This window comes from Sedimenticola hydrogenitrophicus (genome assembly GCF_025175675.1).
Lineage (GTDB): Bacteria > Pseudomonadota > Gammaproteobacteria > Chromatiales > Chromatiaceae > Sedimenticola > Sedimenticola hydrogenitrophicus.
In genome coordinates this window covers 1-14,953 of record NZ_JANIOA010000036.1, presented here as the reverse complement: position 1 = coordinate 14,953, position 14,953 = coordinate 1, and the positions used below count along the sequence as shown (strand labels likewise).

The 14,953-nt window shown below is 62.9% G+C and carries 10 protein-coding genes; 9 read left to right on the top strand and 1 reads right to left on the bottom strand.

Annotated features, from left to right (window positions below; all coding sequences use genetic code 11):
* Positions 1-25: 25 nt before the first annotated feature.
* From NPX02_RS16520 to ispG, 9 genes are all read left to right on the top strand, one after another.
* Positions 26-595: a sulfur globule family protein gene (locus tag NPX02_RS16520; RefSeq protein ID WP_260294897.1), complete on the top strand. Its 570-nt coding sequence runs from the start codon at positions 26-28 to the stop codon at positions 593-595.
* 506 nt (positions 596-1,101) lie between these two features.
* Complete coding sequence (gene aceE, locus NPX02_RS16515) at positions 1,102-3,750, top strand: pyruvate dehydrogenase (acetyl-transferring), homodimeric type (protein WP_260294896.1); 2,649 nt, start codon at positions 1,102-1,104, stop codon at positions 3,748-3,750.
* A 61-nt stretch (positions 3,751-3,811) separates the two neighbouring features.
* Positions 3,812-5,185, top strand: coding sequence for a dihydrolipoyllysine-residue acetyltransferase (locus NPX02_RS16510; protein ID WP_260294895.1), 1,374 nt, complete (start codon positions 3,812-3,814; stop codon positions 5,183-5,185).
* 321 nt (positions 5,186-5,506) lie between these two features.
* Positions 5,507-6,961 (top strand): dihydrolipoyl dehydrogenase, encoded by a 1,455-nt coding sequence (lpdA, locus tag NPX02_RS16505; protein WP_260294893.1) that lies wholly within the window; start codon positions 5,507-5,509, stop codon positions 6,959-6,961.
* Positions 6,962-7,260: 299 nt separating this feature from the next.
* Complete coding sequence (locus tag NPX02_RS16500; protein ID WP_260294892.1) at positions 7,261-8,040, top strand: alpha/beta fold hydrolase; 780 nt, start codon at positions 7,261-7,263, stop codon at positions 8,038-8,040.
* 469 nt (positions 8,041-8,509) lie between these two features.
* Complete coding sequence (locus tag NPX02_RS16495; protein ID WP_260294891.1) at positions 8,510-10,147, top strand: ATP-binding protein; 1,638 nt, start codon at positions 8,510-8,512, stop codon at positions 10,145-10,147.
* Between the two features lie 418 nt (positions 10,148-10,565).
* Positions 10,566-11,786: an argininosuccinate synthase gene (locus NPX02_RS16490; RefSeq protein ID WP_260294890.1), complete on the top strand. Its 1,221-nt coding sequence runs from the start codon at positions 10,566-10,568 to the stop codon at positions 11,784-11,786.
* Between the two features lie 13 nt (positions 11,787-11,799).
* Positions 11,800-12,060 carry a PilZ domain-containing protein gene (locus tag NPX02_RS16485; protein ID WP_260294889.1) on the top strand — a complete coding sequence of 87 codons (261 nt, stop codon included), beginning with the start codon at positions 11,800-11,802 and terminating at the stop codon, positions 12,058-12,060.
* 4 nt (positions 12,061-12,064) lie between these two features.
* The gene (gene ispG / locus NPX02_RS16480; protein ID WP_260294888.1) at positions 12,065-13,285 is read left to right on the top strand and encodes a flavodoxin-dependent (E)-4-hydroxy-3-methylbut-2-enyl-diphosphate synthase; all 1,221 of its coding nucleotides are present in this window, start codon (positions 12,065-12,067) and stop codon (positions 13,283-13,285) included.
* Between the two features lie 102 nt (positions 13,286-13,387).
* Here ispG and NPX02_RS16475 read toward each other — a convergent pair whose 3' ends face one another.
* Positions 13,388-14,755 carry a patatin-like phospholipase family protein gene (locus tag NPX02_RS16475; RefSeq protein WP_260294887.1) on the bottom strand — a complete coding sequence of 456 codons (1,368 nt, stop codon included), beginning with the start codon at positions 14,753-14,755 and terminating at the stop codon, positions 13,388-13,390.
* Positions 14,756-14,953: the final 198 nt, after the last annotated feature.

The following is a 14,953-nucleotide window of genomic DNA, read 5'->3' as shown; positions in this document are numbered from 1 at the left end:
AGCATACAACGGAAGGAATTTGATAATGAAGAAGATTGCAACCCTGGTCGCCGCGGCGGCCCTTTCAACCGTATCCATGACGGCCAGTGCCTGGTGGGGCGGACCATGGAACGGTCTGGGTGACGGTTTCGGAAACGGCGTGGGCGACGGCTCATTCAGCATGAATTTCAGCGGTCGCAGTCGTGTTTCAGGCTATGGGGACGGTTATGGCTATAACCAGCCGAACTACGGATATCCGTATTATGGTGCCTATGCCCCGGTCGCCCCTTTGAGCGAAGAGCAGCGGCAGGCGATGGAGCAGCAGCAGAAGGCGTTCGCGGAACAGCAGGCCAAGGCCATGCAGGAGGCGGTGGAAGCGCAGCGCAAGTTTGCCGAGCAGTTCGCCGCCCAGCAGCCTCAGCCGTTTGCCGCCCCCAATGCCCCGTTCGAACTGCCGGCGGATGTACAGGCCCGGCGTGATGAGATGCAGAAACAGATGGAGGCCCGCCGGGTCGAGATGATGAAGCGTGTCGAGGCGCAGCGCGCTTCTGCCCGGGAGCAGCAGGCAGCCCGGCGCCAGGAAATGGAGACGCGTCACAGCGCTCGCGAACTCTGATAATGTAAGCCCTTCACCGGGGCAGGTTCCATCCCAAAAGCATCCGCGGCACCCAGCCGCGGATGCTTTTTTTTTGTCCAGGGGGGGATTGCCCACCGGTGGGGCAGTGTCGATAGATCAGGTCAGGCACAGGGGCCTGCCCCTACGGGTGGGGCGTTGGTTGTTTCAGATTCTGTGTAGGGGCAACCCCCCTTGGTTGCCCGCCGGGTGGGGCGGTGTCGATAGATCAGGTGAGGCACAGGGGCCTGCGCCTAAGGCGACATCCCGGATGGCCGGGCCGCTGCCGGCCCCCCGCGTTTCACCGGCAACCGTCTATGCTCATAGCATTGGCGGGATCGTTCTGCGCCTACGGTTGATGGGCGCCGGCCGACTCCTGTATATTGTTATTAACAATATAAAGAATTGAAAAAACAAATAGTAATGCCCGGGTTAATGGTTTACTTCGTAGCTGTCCCGGGTATTTCTTGATAACGGAATCTATGCACTAAAGAGCGTGAGCGTGACCCATGAAACCGGATATTGATCCTGAAGAGACCCGGGAGTGGCTCGAGGCCCTGGAGGCGGTTCTGGAAAACGAGGGGACCGAGCGGGCCCACTATCTGATCGAAACCCTGATCGACAAGGCACGCCGCTCCGGCGCCTATCTCCCCTACAGCGCCAATACTGCCTACATCAACACCATCCCGGTGACCAAACAGAAACGGTTCCCCGGTGATCCCGCCATGGAGCGGCGCATCCGCTCTTTTATCCGTTGGAATGCCATGGCCATGGTGGTGCAGGCCAACCGCCTGAGCCCGGAGCTGGGGGGGCACATCTCCAGCTTCGCTTCCGCCGCCACCCTCTACGATGTCGCCTTCAACCACTTCTTCCATGCCCGTAGCGAGGCGCGGGACGGGGATCTGGTGTTTTTCCAGGGCCACTCGGCACCCGGTATCTACGCCCGCGCGTTCCTGGAGGGGCGCCTGAGCGAGGAGGATCTCTACAGCTTTCGCCAGGAGTCGGAGGGGGAGGGGCTCTCCTCCTATCCCCACCCCTGGCTGATGCCCGGTTTCTGGCAGTTCCCCACGGTCTCCATGGGGCTGGGGCCGCTGATGGCCATCTATCAGGCGCGCTTCATGCGCTACCTGGGTGATCGCGGCATCGTCAACACCGAGCCACGCAAGGTGTGGGCCTTCATGGGGGATGGCGAGAGCGATGAACCGGAGTCCCTCGGGGCCATCTCCCTGGCCGGCCGCGAGCGGCTGGACAACCTGGTGTTCGTGGTCAACTGCAATCTGCAGCGGCTGGACGGGCCGGTGCGCGGTAACGGCAAGATCATCCAGGAGCTCGAGGCGGTGTTCCGGGGGGCCGGCTGGAACGTGATCAAGGTGATCTGGGGCGGCTACTGGGACCCGTTGCTGGCCCGGGACACGCAGGGGCTGCTGCGCAAACGCATGGAAGAGGCGGTGGACGGGGACTACCAGACCTACAAGGCGAAAGGCGGTGCCTATACCCGCGAGCACTTCTTCGGCAAATACCCCGAGCTGGCCGATATGGTGGCCAACATGACCGACGAGGATATCTGGCGCCTGAACCGGGGCGGTCACGATCCCTACAAGATCTACGCCGCCTACGCTGCGGCTATGGAGCACAAGGGGCAGCCGACCGTAATCCTCGCCAAGACGGTCAAGGGCTACGGCATGGGCATCGCGGGCGAGGGGCAGAATATCACCCACTCGCAGAAGAAGATGGGCGAAGCGGCCCTGAAGGCGTTTCGCGACCGCTTCAACATCCCCATTCCGGATGAGAAGCTCAACGAGATGCCTTTCTATAAGCCGGCCGCCGACAGTCCGGAGTTGAAGTACCTGCTGGAGCGGCGCGAGGCCCTGGGCGGCTCGCTGCCGGCGCGTTATGCGGCCACCCCGAAACTGGAGGTCCCGGCGCTGGAGTTTTTCGCCACCATGCTGGAAGGTACCGGTGAACGGGAGATGTCCACCACCATGGCGTTTGTCCGCATCCTCTCGATCCTGATACGCGACAAGCAGGTGGGCAAGCGGGTGGTGCCGATCATCCCGGACGAGGCGCGCACCTTCGGCATGGAGGGGATGTTCCGCCAGTTGGGCATCTACTCCTCGGTGGGCCAGCTCTACACCCCGGTGGATTCTGACCAGGTGATGTACTACCGCGAGGACAAGCAGGGCCAGATCCTACAGGAGGGGATCACCGAGGCGGGGGCCATGTCCTCCTGGATCGCCGCCGCCACCGCCTATGCCAACCACGGCATCAGCATGATCCCGTTCTACGTCTACTACTCCATGTTCGGTTTCCAGCGGGTTGGCGACCTGGCCTGGGCGGCCGGCGACATGCAGGCGCGCGGCTTCCTGATGGGCGGCACCGCGGGGCGCACCACCCTGGCGGGCGAGGGGCTGCAGCACCAGGATGGGCACAGCCATCTGCAGGCGGCGACCATCCCCAACTGTGTCGCCTACGATCCCACCTTCGCCTACGAGCTGACGGTGATTATCCAGGATGGCCTGCGACGCATGTACCGGGAGCAGGAGAACATCTTCTACTACATCACGGTGATGAACGAGAACTACGGCCATCCGCCCATGCCCGAAGGCGCGGCGGAGGGGATCGTCAGGGGGATGTACCTGCTGCAGTCCGCCGGTCGCCGCAAGAAACGGGTGCAACTGCTGGGCAGCGGCACCATCCTGCGCGAGGTTATCGCGGCGGCGGAACTGCTGGAGCAGGACTTCGGCATCGCCGCGGATATCTGGAGTGTCACCAGTTTCAACGAACTGCGGCGCGAGGGGCTGGGTGTGGAGCGCTGGAACATGCTGCACCCGGGACAGCCACCGAGGTCCAGCTACGTCGAACAGCAGTTGCGCGGCCGGTCCGGGCCGGTGGTGGCGGCCACCGACTATATCCGCAGCTATGCCGATCAGATCCGCCCCTTTGTCCCCGGCACCTACCGGGTGCTGGGCACCGACGGATACGGCCGCAGTGACCGGCGCAGTCAGCTGAGGAAATTCTTTGAAGTGAGCCGCTATTACGTGGTGCTGGCCGCGCTCAAGGCGCTCGCCGATGAGGGGAGCGTGCAGGAGGCGGAGCTGACCCGGGCTATCCGCAAATACCGGATCGATCCGGACAAGCCCAGGCCATGGACGGTGTAGCTGCTGCACGGTGCGGTCGAGCGCAGGTGTGTAAGGATGACAAACAATCTGGAGGCCCGCGGTGGCGAGTGAAATCAAAGAGCTGGTGCCGGACATCGGCGATTTTTCCGGCGTAGAAGTGATCGAGGTGCTGGTCTCCAAGGGGGACCGGGTGGCGGTGGAGGATTCACTGGTCACCCTGGAGAGCGACAAGGCCACCATGGAGATACCGGCGGCCCATGCCGGAGTGGTCAAGTCGGTCGAGGTCAAGGTGGGGGACACCATCGGCGAGGGCGATCTGCTGCTGATTCTTGAGGCGAATGAGGAACCCGAAGCGCCGGCTGAAGCGGGGGGCGAAGAGGGTCAACAGGCCCCGGCCGCGCAGCCAGAGGAACAACAGACTGAGGAAGCCGCCCCCGGGGGGGAAGGGGTGCCAGCGGAGTCGTCAGAGGAGACCTCCGCCGTGGAGGGGCCACCTGGCGGGCGCCTGCCGGGGGACAAGGCGACCCAGCCGCCGCCGGTCCAGCCCCACCCCGCGGACGAGCCGCATCGCGTGGCCCACGCCAGCCCCTCGGTGCGCAGCTTTGCCCGCGAGCTGGGGGTCGATCTGGACCAGGTTCAGGGGAGCGGCAGAAAAGGTCGCATCACCCGGGAGGATGTGCAGGGCTTTATCAAGCAGGCACTCAGGGCGGGTGGCGGCGCGCGGGTCTCTGGGGCGCTGCGTCTGCCGGAAGTGCCGGAGGTGGATTTCACCCGGTTCGGCGAAGTGGAGGTGCAACCGCTCAGCCGGATCAAGAAGATCGGCGGGGCTCACCTGACCGCCTGCTGGCTGAATATCCCCCATGTCACCCAGTTCGACGAGGCCGACATTACTGATCTGGAGGCGTTTCGCCGCGAGCAGAAGGAGGCCGCCGCGCGGCAGGATATCAAGCTCACCTTTCTGCCGTTCCTGATCAAGGCCTGTGTCGGCGCGCTGCGCGAGATGCCGGAATTCAACAGCTCGCTCAGCCCGGATCGGGAGAGTCTGATCTACAAGCGCTACTTTAATATGGGTGTCGCGGTGGACACGCCGAACGGCCTGATGGTGCCGGTGCTGCGCCAGGTCGACAGCAAGTCGATACTCGAGCTGGCCGCCGAGCTGGCCGAGGTAAGTGAGCGTGCCCGGCAGGGCAAGTTGGCCCCGGCCGATCTGCAGGGAGGCTGTTTCTCCATCTCCAGTCTCGGCGGCATCGGCGGCACCGCTTTCACCCCCATCGTCAATGCCCCGGAAGTGGCGATCCTGGGGGTGGCACGCTCCGCCACGAAACCGGTGTGGAATGGCAGGAAGTTCAAGCCGCGGCTGATGCTGCCGCTCTCGCTCTCCTATGACCACCGGGTGATCGATGGGGCGCAGGCGGCCCGGTTTACGGTCCTCCTGTCGACGCTGTTGGCCGATATACGCCGACTGCTGTTATAGCCGGGGCCGATTCGGTGACGTTTTTCCGCAATGGGTGGGTTTTGGGGAAATTTATAATTTCAATTTATTGGCGGATAGGCTACTCTTTGCATGATTTCGCGGTGAAATCAAGAATTAGTACACTTGTCCAATAATTACTCAATATTTTTTCAGCTTTTTTGTTTTTTTGGAGTGTTTCAGAAAAAACAGCTGGGCCGAATACGCAGCGGATAGCTTGAACGCCGATCTCCGGGTCCGTGATGACGGATTTTCAGGGGCGGGCCAGTAGGGCCAGTGGGGTTATCCTGAATTATGGAATTTGCATAGGGTGAAGCAGAAGAGATGAATAACAATTCCGGCTCCAACAGCACACAGGGCGCAGTCGACATCCAGGCGGAAGTGGTAGTGCTCGGCGCGGGTCCAGGGGGCTATACCGCCGCCTTTCGCGCCGCCGACCTGGGGAAAAAGGTGGTGCTGATTGAAAAGCACGAGAGCTTGGGGGGTGTCTGTCTGAACGTCGGCTGTATCCCCTCCAAGGCGCTGTTGCATACGGCGGCGATCATTAACGAAGCGGCCGAGATGGAGCAGATGGGGGTCAGTTTCGGCAAGCCGAAAATCGATCTGGACAAGATGCGCGCCGGCAAGGACAAGGTGGTGGGCCGCCTGACCCAGGGCCTGGCAGCCCTGGCCAAGCAGCGCAAGGTCGAGGTGGTGACCGGCTGGGGACAGTTCGAGAGCCCGAACCGCATCAGCGTCGACACCGGCAAGGGCCGGGTGATCATCGGTTTTGAAAACGCCATCATCGCCTGCGGCTCGCGGCCGGTGGCGATTCCCGGTTTCCCCAATGACGATCCGCGACTGATCAACTCCACCGGCGCCCTGGAATTGGAAGATATCCCCAAGAAGATGCTGGTGGTGGGTGGCGGTATCATCGGCCTGGAGATGGGTACGGTGTACGCCACCCTGGGCAGTCAGATCGACGTGGTTGAACTGCAGTCCAGTCTGATCCCCGGCTGTGATACCGATCTGGTAAGGCCGCTGCAGAAGCGCCTCAAGGAGCAGTTCAACAGCATCATGCTGGACACCAAGGTAACCGAGATCAAGGCGCAGAAGGGCGGCCTGAAGGTGACCTTCGAAGGCAAGCACGCCCCGGAAAAGGCACTCGTGTACGACAAGGTGCTGGTGGCGGTGGGTCGCGTGCCCAACGGCAAGCTGATCGGCGCCGACCTGGCCGGGGTCAAGGTGGACGAGCGCGGATTCATCGCGGTGGACCAGCACATGCGTACCAACGTGCCCAATATCTACGCCATCGGCGACGTGGTGGGCAACCCGATGCTGGCCCACAAGGCGACCCACGAGGCGAAGGTCGCCGCGGAAGTGATCGCCGGCCATCACGCGCTGTTCGATCCGCTGACCATTCCGTCGGTGGCCTACACGGATCCGGAAGTGGCCTGGATGGGGCTGACCGAAACGGATGCCAAGGCGCAGGGCATCGCCTACGAGAAGGCCGCCTTCCCCTGGGCCGCTTCGGGACGTGCCCTGGGTATCGGCCGTGAAGAGGGCATGACAAAACTGCTGTTCGATCCCGAGACCAAGCGCATTCTGGGTGCCGGCATTGTCGGTGTGAATGCCGGCGAACTGATCGGCGAGACGGTACTGGCCCTGGAGATGGGGGCGGATGTCGAGGATATCGGCCTGACCATCCATCCGCACCCGACCCTGAGCGAGACCATCTGCTTCGCGGCGGAGATGGCGGATGGCACCATTACCGACCTGATGCCGCCGAAAAAGAAGTAAGCAGCCGTAACTGCTTACGGGGTGATGGGCCTGCCTTGTTGGCCTCACCCGATGGCTTGTATCCTCGAATCCGGCCCCATTTTCAGCGCCTGCCCAAACTCGCTTCGCTCAAACAAGGGCAGGCTTGAATCTGAAAACGGGACCGGATTCGAGGCGCCATCAAGATCGGCCAACAAGGCAGGCCCATCTCTTACTGACCGGATGAGTCGTTACAAACAGCTTGGCCTCTAGGCCCCGGGTTGGGTGGTTGGACCGTTCAATCCGGCGCCGAAAAAAGTCTCACCACAGCGGAACGGACAATGCGACTCCACTACCGGGAATATGGCAGCTACAGCGACCAGCACCCCACGCTGGTCTTTCTGCACGGCCTACTCGGCTCCTCCGCCAACTGGCACTCGCTGGCCCGCGGGCTGGCCGACCGCTTCCACGTGCTGGTGCCGGACCTGCGCAACCATGGCCGCTCACCCCATGACGAGGAGGTCGGCTATGCCGCCCTGGCCCGGGATGTGGCGCAGCTGATTGACCAGCAGGGGCTGGAGTCGGCGCTGCTGATCGGACACAGCATGGGGGGGAAGGCCGCCATGTGGCTGGCCCTGGAACAGCCGGAACGGGTGACTGGACTGGTGGTGGTGGATATCGCACCGGTCGCCTATCCCAACCGCTTCGGGGTGATCTATGAGGCGCTGCACGCGGTTGACCAGGCGCCTGTCGGCAGTCGGGGTGAGGCGGATGCGATCCTCGCCGGCTATCTGGATGAGGCGGGATTGCGCCAGTTCCTGCTGCAGAATCTGCAGCAGGTGGCGGGGGGCTGGGGATGGCGCATGAACCTCCCGGCCCTGACCCGGGGCATGGCGGAGATCGTCGGTTTCCCGACCCACGACGGCCCCGCCTATCCCGGGCCTACCCTGTTCATACACGGTGAACAGTCGGACTATCTGCAGCCGGAGGCCAAACCGATCATCCGGGGGCTGTTTCCCCGCGCCCGCCTGCGCGGCGTCCCGGGCGCCGGCCACTGGGTCTATGCCGAACAGCCGCAGGCGTTCTCCGACCTGCTGAATGAGTTTCTGCACGACTTCTGAGCGCCCCCGTCCGCGCCCCCCCTTGCGCGGGTCCCAAGCTTACCCCTCGCGATCAAGTCAGATTATGGGGCGCTCCAAGGGCGCCGTCGGCAGGTACGGTCGGCCCCTCTTTGGTTCCCGCCCCCAATTCGGTAACGGATCATTGCGTTCGCCAAGACGCCAAGAACGCCAAGGAAAAGCGCTCCTTTTGTTTAAACTTTGCGTGCTTGGCGTCTTGGTGAGAATCAATCTGCCAATTGCCATGCAGAGGCGTCCGATCGATGCATAGCTCAAATCTGACATTGCCCTGGAGTTTTACGGTGGTTCTTATTTGTATTTGGAATTGCAGAAATTATTCACAACACAGTGCGACGATGTGGGGTATTCTTTAATTTGAAAAAGACGCTTTCAGCGCATCAATAATCCATACTCCCAGGCCGCCACCGCCCGGAACAATAACTAAAGAACCACAGAACGGGGTCCGACCAGAATGGAAAATACGCAAACCCATATCGGTAGGGTTACCGAAGTACGTGAAAACATCATGCTCGCCGAGCTGACCACGATGGAGCATGGCGAGTTTCCCGTGGTCCCGGCGGAAACAGGCGATATCTCCGTGGGCCAGCTGGGCTCTTATCTGATGGTGAAACAGCGCGGTATTGAGGTGGTGGCCATGGTGATCGGCGCCGGTCAGGAGCACCTGGAGGCGGGTGGCATGCGCGGGGTGATGACGCTGGTTCCCCTGGGCGAACTGGATCGGGACAGGAACTTCCACCGTGGGGTGATTCACTACCCGACCCCCGGGGCGGAGGTGCACGTGGTGCGCCCGGACGAGATCGCCATCCTGTTCAAGAAGTACCAGTCCACCGGCTTCGAACTGGGCTACCTGCCCACCCTCACCTCCATGGGGGTTTGTCTGGATCCCACGGCCCTGTTTGGCCGTCACATGGCGATTCTCGGCCAGTCCGGCTCCGGCAAGTCCTGGGCGGTGGCCAGCATACTGCAGCGCACCGTGCAGGTGATGCCAAAGGCCAAGGTGATCCTGCTGGATCTTCACGGCGAGTACGTCTGGAGTGAGGGCGAGACCCAGCACTCCGCCTTCGCGGAGGGGACCTGCCGCTATATCGACGCGCGCAATCTGGAGATACCTTATTGGTTGCTGACCTATGGTGAGCTGGTGGACCTGCTGATCGACCGCGACGACGCCAAGGCCTCCACCCAGATGGCGTTTCTGCGCGAGGTGCTGCTGACGCTGCGGCGCAAGGCCAACAGCGATATGGATGATGCCCATATCTCGATCGATTCGCCGGTCTACTTCTCCCTGGCGGAGCTGTTCCATCAGTTCAAGCGGGCCAATGAGCAGGTGATGGACTTCGGTAAGGTGAAGGGGGCGCTGTACGGTCAGTTCGATGAATTTCTGATCAAGATGCAGAGCCGCTTCAACGATGTGCGCTACGATTTCCTGTTCAAGCCGAAACGGCGCAAATCCTCCGCCACCCTGGTGGATCTGCTGCGGGAGTTCGTCGGTCTGGTGGAGCCGCAACGGCAGATTACGGTGATCGACTTCAGTTCGGTGCCGTTCGACGTGCGACCCACGGTGTCGGCGCAGATCGGTCGGCTCGCCTTCGAATTCAACTACTGGAATCCGCAGTCCCGTGAGTTCCCCCTGCTGCTGGTCTGCGAGGAGGCGCATAACTACATCCCGCGCGAGGCCGGTACCCAGTTCGAGGGGACCCGGCGCTCCATGGAGCGTATCGCCAAGGAGGGACGCAAGTACGGGGTGGGGTTGGCCGTGGTGAGCCAGCGGCCGCATGAGCTGTCGGAGACGGTGCTGGCGCAGTGCGGCAGCTTCATCTGCCTGCGCGTGACCAACCCGGAAGACCAGCAGTATATCCGCGACCTGGTGCCGGACGCGGAGTCCAACCTGGTGAATATCCTCGCCGCCCTGGGGCGCGGTGAGGCGATGGCGCTGGGCGAGGCGGTGCCGCTGCCGACCCGCTTCCAGTTCCATCCCCCCGACCCGGCGCCGAACAGTAATGATATCGACTTCTACAATATGTGGCGTGACGGACCGGGCACGGTGGATGTGGAGGCGATCGTGCGCCGCTGGCGCCGCCAGGGGCGCTGAGCCCGTCCCTGGGAAATTTAACCGAAGGCCCCCTGAATTACATGTAACCGCCAAGAACGCCAAGCGCGCAAAGGAGAGGATTGGTTTTCCTTTGCGCATTTGGCGCGCTTCGCGGTTGCCTGCTTTTTACGGGCTCCCGGTTTTGGTGGCCTGGAATTGTGTGGGGTCGGAGTCAAATGGGTCCTGGATTGTGCGATTATACCCACCCTGTTGGCCCCATTTGACTCCGACCCCTGGATATTTTGGTGGCCCGGCAATTGTAGGCTGGATCAGCCGGAAGGCTCTTCCGCACCCTCCCCCTGGCAAGCCACTGCAACCCCGCGCAACGGCTGGTATGAAACCCGCCTGACTGCGTTATAATGCTACGCTTTCTTGACGGCAAAGCCGCTTGGGCGGCAGCAATCTACGGAGTTTCCCCATGTCAGCGTCTGGCGTAAAAAAGGTCGTACTCGCATATTCGGGTGGTCTGGATACCTCGATCATCCTTAGATGGCTTCAGGAGGAGTATGGTTGTGAAGTGGTGACCTTTACCGCCGATATCGGCCAGGGGGAAGAGGTGGAGCCGGCTCGCGCCAAGGCCCAGGCGGCCGGGGTGAGGGAGATCTACATCGATGACCTGACCGAGGAGTTCGCCCGCGATTTCGTCTTCCCCATGTTCCGCGCCAACGCCATCTACGAGGGCGAGTACCTGCTGGGGACCTCCATCGCCCGGCCGCTGATCACCAAGCGGCTGATCGAGATCGCCAAAGAGACCGGTGCCGACGCCATCTCCCACGGCGCCACCGGCAAGGGCAACGACCAGGTGCGCTTCGAACTGGGCGCCTATGCGCTGATGCCGGACGTGAAGATCATTGCCCCGTGGCGCGAGTGGGACCTGCTCTCCCGCGAGAAACTGATGAAGTATGCCGAAGAGCACGGCATTCCGGTGGAGATGAAGCGCAAGGGCAAATCGCCCTACTCCATGGACGCCAACCTGCTGCACATCTCCTATGAAGGTTATGACCTGGAAGACCCCTGGTGCGAGCCCGCCGAGGAGATGTGGCGCTGGAGCGTGGCGCCGGAGGCGGCGCCGGACCAGCCCACCTATATCGAGCTGAGCTTCGAAAAGGGCGACGTGGTGGCCATCGACGGTGTGGCCATGAGCCCCGCCAAGGTGATGGGCGAGCTGAACCGGATCGGTGGCGCCAACGGCATCGGCCGTGACGACATTGTGGAGAACCGTTATGTCGGCATGAAATCCCGCGGCTGCTACGAGACTCCGGGCGGCACCATCCTGCTCAAGGCACATCGTGCCATGGAGTCCCTGACCCTGGATCGTGAGTCGGCCCATCTGAAGGATGAGTTGATGCCCAAATACGCCGAGCTGGTCTACAACGGCTACTGGTGGAGCCCGGAGCGCGAGATGCTGCAGGCCGCCATCGACCAGACCCAGGGCGTGGTCAACGGGGTGGTCCGTCTCAAACTCTACAAAGGGGGCATCATGGTGGTGGGGCGCAAGTCCGAGACCCACAGCCTGTTCGATGAATCGATTGCCACCTTTGAGGACGATGCCGGCGCCTACGACCAGAAGGATGCCGGCGGCTTCATCAAACTCAATGCCCTGAGGCTGCGCGTCGCCGCGCGGCGTCGCGGCCGTTGACGGCCCGATTGGCATGACCATCGACAACCGTGAGTATTCCCGCTTCTCCCTGCGCTCCCAGGTCAGGCTGACCGATGCCGAAGGCCGGGTGCGTGAGGTGTATACCAAGGATCTGTCTCACGGGGGTCTGTTTCTGATCATCAAGGAGGAGTTGCTGCCGGCCCTGGATTCGCAAGTCGAGGTGCTGGCCATGGATATTGAAGACCCGCTGCCACAACGCGCCGTGGTGGTCAGGACCGAGCCCGGCCGGGGTATCGCCGTCAGGTTCCTTTAAGTGTATGTCTGAGCTGACAGTCAAACGTGCCGCGACCGTGGGTGTTCGCATCGGCGGTGTCACCGTCGGTGGCGCCGCCCCGGTGGTCATTCAGTCGATGACCAATACCGACACGGCGGATATCGCGGCCACCATCCGCCAGGTGGCCGAACTGCGCCGCGCCGGCTCCGAGCTGGTGCGCATCACGGTGAACAGCGAGGCGGCGGCCCGCGCCGTCGCCTCGATCCGCGACGGGCTGGACAAGCTGGGGGTCGATGTACCGCTGGTGGGCGATTTCCACTTCAACGGCCACAAGCTGCTGCGGACCTATCCCGAGTGCGCCCGGGCCCTGGACAAATACCGCATCAACCCGGGCAATGTGGGCCGCGGCGCCAACCGGGACGAGAAGTTTGCCGCCATGATCGAGCTGGCCTGCCGCCACGACAAGGCGGTGCGCATCGGCGTCAACTGGGGCAGCATGGACCAGGAACTGGTGATGCGGATGATGGACGAGAACGCCCGCGCCGCCGCGCCGCTGGACAACGACCGGGTGATCCGCGAGATCATGGTGGTCTCGGCCCTGGACAACGCCCGCCGCGCCGAGGAGCTGGGGCTGGGGCGCGACCGTATCGTCCTCTCCTGCAAGATGAGTGGGGTGCAGGACCTGATCGGCGTCTATCGCGAACTCGCCGGCCGCTGTGACTATGCCCTGCATCTCGGGCTGACCGAGGCGGGCATGGGCTCCAAGGGGATCGTCGCCTCCACTGCCGCCCTGGCGGTGTTGCTGCAGGAGGGCATCGGCGACACCATCCGCATCTCCCTGACCCCGGAACCCGGCGGCGCCCGCACCCAGGAGGTGCAGGTGGCCCAGGAGATCCTGCAGTCCATGGGGCTGCGCTCGTTCACTCCGATGGTGATCGCCTGTCCCGGCTGCGGGCGCACCAGCAGCGTCTTCTTCCAGCAGCTGGCCCAGGAGATCCAGGACTATCTGCGGGCGCAAATGCCGCAGTGGCGCCGACAGTATCCCGGGGTCGAAGAGATGAAGGTGGCGGTGATGGGCTGTGTGGTCAACGGTCCCGGCGAGAGCAAACATGCCAATATCGGCATCAGCCTGCCCGGCAGTGGCGAGGTGCCGGTGGCGCCGGTGTACGAGGACGGGGAAAAGACCGTTACCCTCAAGGGGGAACACATCGCCGAGGAGTTCCAGCAGCTGGTGGAACGCTACGTGGAGCGCCATTACGGTTGATCGGTCAGCCAGTGGGGGCGGGCCTCCTACAGGCTGGGCGCAGCCCCGCTGCCATCGCTTTCCGGAACTGGATCCCTGCAGCGGGTACGTCGTTCGGGAGCGTCAGCGAAACCCGGCCATCTCCGCATAGAGATCCTTCAGCAGGCGGCTGAATTCCGGGTGCTGGCGCAGCAGTTGGTTACCCGCCTCAATCAGCCGTTCCGCCGCCTGTTCCGGCAGGTTGAAGTCGGTGGGAATGGTCGACAGGGGCTGGCCGTCGAGCTGTTCACTGCTATCGTCCAGATTGATCTCGATGATGTAGAGCTCGGGCTGGCAACGCGCCTGGTCCCGGCAGGGTGCGGCACCGTTCTGGCGCAGCCAGGGCTCCAATTGACTGTGCAGGTAGGCCTTGGTCTCGAAGTTGTAGTTGCTCAGGGGGGTGGTGCTGGCGGCATCCAGGATCACCGTTTGTGGCGGATGATCCGGCTTCTTCTCCCACTCGCTCGGTAGCCGGGCCGCCGCGTCGATCTCGATCAGGACGATGCGCCGGGCCTGCGCCAACATGTCATGTTTGAGGGTATCGTCCAGGCCGTCATGGATAATGATCTGGTCGAGCATGGCGCGCAGTCCCAGGTTGTCGGCCAGACCGCCATCCAACAGGTGCACGTAAGGGTGTTCCGGGCGGTTCAGGTAGCGGCTCCAGGTCCTGGCCAGGCGGTAACGGCGGGGATTTTTCGCCTTTTCCGTGAGCCCGACCCGTACCCACTCCGGGACCGGCGCGCCGCAGCTGCCGGCCCGGTTGGTCAGGGTGATCGGGGTGAAGATCAACGGCACCGCGCTGGAGGCGGCCACCGCCCGGGCCACCGGGAAGTGCTCGTTGTCGGAGCAGATCAGGGAGAACAGCTCGGGGGTGAAGCCGAAGCGGCTCCCCTTGAACAGGTCGGTGGCGTTGATGATGATCACCGGCCCCTGGTCATCGAAGAGTTCACTCAGCGGGCGTTCGCCGAACAACTTCTCCCTGAAATACTCGTCCAGGATATCCCCGGAACCGAAGGTGGTGGAGGAGAGCCGGGAGAGGTTTTCCAGTGACAGCATGCGCTGGCGGATCTCGTCCCTCACATTCTGCTTCAGGAAGTCATCACGGAAGCGCTCGAACAGCCGGTCGCCATGCAGTCCGTAATAGGCCGCGATGATGCTGCCGCCGGAGACCGCCGAGATCAGGTCCACCTTGTCCAGCAGGGTGGGCGCGTCGGGCCGGGTGGTGAGCGGGGTCTGGTGCAATGCCTCCATCACCCCGTAGGCGAAGGCGGAAGCCCGGCTGCCGCCGCCGGAGAGGGTCATCAGCAGCACCGTGGAGTCCGGGGTGATCGGGCTGAGCGTCGGTTTCGCCGCGGCCAGGGGCGGATTGTCGGGAAAACGGGCCTGGCTGGCACAGCCGCCGAGCAGCAGTAGGCTGAGGAGTAGAACGTAAAGCGTTGAATTCCGGTTCATCGGGTTGACAGTGGGTCCAGGCTGACTTAGCGCCGGATTACCCCATTGCCCGCAGCCGATGTCAAGTGGATCGGGGTGTGTTCAGCAATTCTAAGTATGGCTGTAACTACCCACGGGGTGATTGGCCTGCCTTGCCGGCCTCACACGATGGCTTGTATCCTCGAATCCGGCCCCATTTTCAGCGCCTGCCCAAACTCG